The sequence below is a fragment of the Bacillus sp. USDA818B3_A genome (genome assembly GCF_009928415.1).
Taxonomy (GTDB): domain Bacteria; phylum Bacillota; class Bacilli; order Bacillales; family Cytobacillaceae; genus Neobacillus.
The window spans coordinates 1-1,003 of sequence record NZ_JAABNN010000052.1; the positions used below are offsets into that span (position 1 = coordinate 1).

Below are 1,003 nucleotides of genomic sequence, written 5' to 3' on the forward strand. Positions count from 1 at the left end.
CTCTGCGCCGAAAATGTACCGGGGCTAAACGTATCACCGAAGCTGTGGATTGACACCGTTGGTGTCAGTGGTAGGAGAGCGTTCTAAGGGCGTTGAAGCTAGACCGTAAGGACTGGTGGAGCGCTTAGAAGTGAGAATGCCGGTATGAGTAGCGAAAGATGAGTGAGAATCTCATCCACCGAATGCCTAAGGTTTCCTGAGGAAGGCTCGTCCGCTCAGGGTTAGTCGGGACCTAAGCCGAGGCCGAAAGGCGTAGGCGATGGACAACAGGTTGATATTCCTGTACCACCTCTTTATCGTTTGAGTGATGGGGGGACGCAGGAGGATAGGGTAAGCGCACTGCTGGATATGTGCGTGTAAGCAGTTAGGCTGGTGAATAGGAAAATCCGTTCACCGCGAAGGCTGAGCTGTGATGCCGAGGGAAATATAGTACCGAAGTTCCTGATTCCACACTGCCAAGAAAAGCCTCTAGCGAGATAAAAGGTGCCCGTACCGCAAACCGACACAGGTAGGCGAGGAGAGAATCCTAAGGTGAGCGAGAGAACTCTCGTTAAGGAACTCGGCAAAATGACCCCGTAACTTCGGGAGAAGGGGTGCTTTTTAGGGTGCATAGCCCTGAAGAGCCGCAGTGAATAGGCCCAGGCGACTGTTTAGCAAAAACACAGGTCTCTGCGAAGCCGCAAGGCGAAGTATAGGGGCTGACGCCTGCCCGGTGCTGGAAGGTTAAGAGGAGGGGTTAGCGCAAGCGAAGCTCTGAATCGAAGCCCCAGTAAACGGCGGCCGTAACTATAACGGTCCTAAGGTAGCGAAATTCCTTGTCGGGTAAGTTCCGACCCGCACGAAAGGCGTAACGATCTGGGCACTGTCTCAACGAGAGACTCGGTGAAATTATAGTACCTGTGAAGATGCAGGTTACCCGCGACAGGACGGAAAGACCCCGTGGAGCTTTACTGTAGCCTGATATTGAATTTTGGTACAGCTTGTACAGGATAGGTAGGAGCCT

1 rRNA gene is annotated in these 1,003 nt (G+C 52.9%); it reads left to right on the plus strand.

From position 1 onward, the window contains the following. A 23S ribosomal RNA gene (locus GXK58_RS26800) occupies positions 1-1,003 on the plus strand; the annotation flags it as partial.